This window comes from Flavobacterium pedocola (assembly GCF_053764385.1).
In genome coordinates this window covers 1-3,978 of sequence record NZ_JBSNCR010000014.1, presented here as the reverse complement: position 1 = coordinate 3,978, position 3,978 = coordinate 1, and the positions used below count along the sequence as shown (strand labels likewise).

General features: G+C 39.2%; 2 protein-coding genes. Both read left to right on the top strand.

Translation table 11 applies throughout. The features are described from left to right. On the top strand, positions 1 to 1,573 hold a 1,573-nt coding region (locus tag ACWPKD_RS15150), incomplete at its 5' end, for an HYR domain-containing protein (RefSeq protein WP_455413531.1). Between the two features lie 749 nt (positions 1,574 to 2,322). Then, a partial coding sequence (locus tag ACWPKD_RS15145; RefSeq protein WP_455413530.1) for a hypothetical protein occupies positions 2,323 to 3,978 on the top strand: 1,656 nt, incomplete at its 3' end.

The following is a 3,978-nucleotide window of genomic DNA, read 5'->3' as shown; positions in this document are numbered from 1 at the left end:
CCAATACCGCGACTACCGATTCACTGTAACCGATGATTGTGGTAACGATGCACAACAAACACTTCGTATTACCCGTCACTTCGATGAAACCGATCCGGTTGTTGCCGATATTGCTGATTACGCTTTACCAGGCTGTAACACCGCATGGCCAACAGAAGTATCTACAACATTTACAGATAATTGTGGAGCCGGTGGAGAAACCAGTGGCAGCGTAGATGGTGTATTGATTGGTTCCGGTAGTGTTAATGAATGTACTCAATACCGTGATTACCGATTCACTGTAACCGATGATTGTGGTAACGATGCACAACAAACACTTCGTATTACCCGTCACTTCGATGAAACCGATCCGGTAATCGAATGTCCTGATGATATTGTAATCGGAGTTTGTGAAGAATTCCCTACTATAGTTACCCCTGAGGCAACTGATAATTGTGGTGGTGAAGTAGAAGTAGTCGGAACACGTTCTGACGGATTGGCTCTTAATGCACCATTCCCGGTAGGACAAACCATAACCGTTACCTTTACTGCAACTGATGATTGTGGTAACGATTCATCTTGTGACTTTACCGTAACAGTAATGCCTTGTGATGAGCCACACTGTACCTATACTCAAGGTTACTACGGTGCTTATAACGGTTCCGCATGTACTCCGGACGGTATTCGTACCACAGACTATGAAATCATGGTTGGTGCGGTAACAGCAGCTGGAGGTAGCTACAATTTTGGTAATGTAGGTTCAGGTAATTATTTCCTTTTGAAATTATCAGATATTAATGGAAATTCAACAATCTCTAAAAACAACATTTATAAAATGTTGCCAGGAGGAGGTACTCCAAGAGCATTGGTAGGATATGCCACTTTTGATGATTTTTCAACTTGGGCCGATAATGATCCATTAAGAAATACTTCGAATAGAAATACACGAGGTAGAATTAACAACAATCTGCTTTCTCAAACCATGACCTTGTTCTTCAACCGATTTGTTGATGGTACATTAGGTGATTATGAATTGCATGACACATTTGCTACCGTAGATGTTGAATGTGGATCTGATGTTCCTTCGGGTTCAGCTCAAATATTCCACATCCCGCAATCTGTTATCGACTACTTGAGACAAGGAGGAGCAACACCAACTGTTGATTCGTTGTTCGATTTGGCAAATGCGATTTTAGGAGGTCAAGTGATTCCTGGAGTTTCTCCAACCGATGTTAATGCGGCTGTCGATGCAATTAACAATGGATTTGACGGATGTAGAATGGCAGTACCGGTTCCTGATTCAGTTGTAGGACCAGTGACTGATACTAAAGATTTGTCAATGTTCTCTACTTATCCAGTACCGTTCAAAGACAATATTACTGTTAGATACAACTTCGATTATAAATCTAAAGCAAGAATTGAAGTATTTGATGCGAAAGGCATGTTCTTAATGTCTTACGATGACCCTGATGCTTATTTCAACAAAGAGGTGGTTATTCAACCAACATTCAATGTTGGTGAAGGACAAATGTTCTTTATCAAACTGATCACCGACAAAGGAGTAAGTACTAAAAAAGTGATTTCCAAAAAATAGATACCCTTAGTTCATTAAAAAAGGAAGAGGCTGATTAGTGATAATCAGCCTCTTCTTATTTATATGCATTCAAAGGATTGCTTTACCAACTTTCTTGAAATTTCAATTCACAGGATATCAGAAGTTTCTTAATAGATCCTGGTGATTTTCGCAACATGTATCATACCCTCCAAATGGACTGAATCAGTAAAGTTCAGATGGAGTTTTTTTTAAATATTGATAGTGCTGTTTTTTTAGAACTTTTATTAAGTTTTATATTTATAAGTAATTGGTAGTCAATGTATTGTTAAAAATGTTAAAGTCTGTAAGTGTTGTGAATTTGTTAACGTTGATACTAAAAATAGTGTTAAATTTGTGTCAATAACTTTAACAAGGTTATTTGACGGTTTTATGGTTAATTGTGATTGCTTATGCAATAATACCTCCGCAACAATCAATTAACATTTTTCTTTTTTCTTTTTGAATAATCTTTAGGTTTCAATTTTTTGATTGAAAGGGTATTTTTTTTGGGATTCCCCTTTTCTGTCGTCTACTTCCCTCTAGTAATATGGTTCTAAAACCGTATTATTATGAAAAGAAATATTAAGAGTTTTTGCGAAAAAGAATGTCATGATAACAGGTCCTCAATTATGGGTTTGTTAGACGTTTTTTCAGTTTTTTGTTTATGGCAAAGTATTTTAAAGCAATTTACACTTGAGATAAATTCTGTTTTTACAAGGTATCAATTTAATTTATCAAAATCATTACCAGTGTTGTTGCTTTTATTTTGTGGTCTTGGAGTGTATTCTCAGTCGGGAAATGATTTCAAACAATTTGCCAACGATCCACAAGAGAAATGGATAAATAGTATTTTACAACAAAACAATTCAACTTATTATGAAGGGACATCAACTTTACAACGTTTTGTTCTCGTAGGAATACCAGCTACTGCTAATAATCAGCACGTGCTTAAAATCAGTCACCTGGCTACTAAAGGCGGGCATCATGCCTATGACTTTATAACCGGTTATGATCGGGCACTTATTGATTATCAGATTATTTCCAATACTGCAGGGTTTACGGGATTGTCCGTAAACGGTGGTGCCATAGGGCCTCCGGCAACAGCAGCAATAATTAATAATCTTTATACTGGAGCTAACAATATTGTTGCAGGGGTACCTCTTGCTACAGCTTATGGTTCCACATTAGGTCAAAGTGTGGCCGATAGGGTTGCTGCATATGATGTTGCTGTTGGAGGTTCCTCTAAAAGAGGAGTGCAGTTATATGGTAATGCTGCAATTACATCGGCTGAATTGGTATTTGTAGGATACAATAATGATGATGGAATCAGCGGAGAAGCTTATGCGCATTATGAATTGCGCTGGACATCATCATCTACTAATATCCTGTTTTTATTTGCCGGTCACTTGTCTTTAGGGAATAATTTTCCTAATTATCCAGGAGTTCATTATGGGACGGGATTAGGTGCTGCCTCTATTAATGGTGGACCATACCATTTTAAATTATCTACATTAGACGGCGCTTCATTGGGATCACAGGATAATCAGATTAAAGCTTCTGATATTGTTATTCCACCTCCGCCATGTACTATTGCTCCACAGGAACAAACAATTTGCGAAAGCGATGCAGACCCAAGCTTTAGTGGTCCTCCGGGTTTGCAGTCTTACAGTTGGACAATATCGCCTCAGACGCAATTAAGCGGTGCTAACACACAGACAGTTACCGTAGTAAATCCAGCGCCAGGCACATATACACTAACACTTGTGACAAGTAACTTTGGAATTGTTTCTATAGGTGATTGTAAGGCGCGTCTGATAGTCATCGAACAGCCCAATGCCGGAACAGATGGCAGTACAGCAGTTTGCGTCGGTAGTAACGCAGTCATTAACTTGTTCGATTTAATAAGTGGTGAAGATCCGGGAGGAACCTGGACAGACACTTCAGGATCAGGCGGTGTTTTTGATGCTGTTGCGGGGACTTATACATTGGCGCCGGGAGCAACAACCCCAAGAGTCTTTACGTATACTGTAACAGGCACGGCTCCTTGTGGTAATGACTCTAGTACGGCTACGGTTAACATTAATCCACTTCCTTCAATAACCTGTCCTAGTAATTCATTATTTAATCAGGTTGTTTGTGGAGTGTCTGCCAGTGAATCGCAATCGAATACAAATGCAGATTTTGCTACTTGGTTTGATGCTTTTGCAACGGCAAATCCGGGCGTAACGCCAACTGTTGAATACGTGTATACACCGGCTGCGGCAGATCCGGGCGGAGGTAATCATGCTCCTCTAAATCCTGGTACAGGTGTTCCAGGCTTTACCGAAACATCAGTTACCGTAACCTGGATGGTACAAGATTCTAATGGTTGTATCACTTTCTGTTCAGCAGTATTTACGGTATCA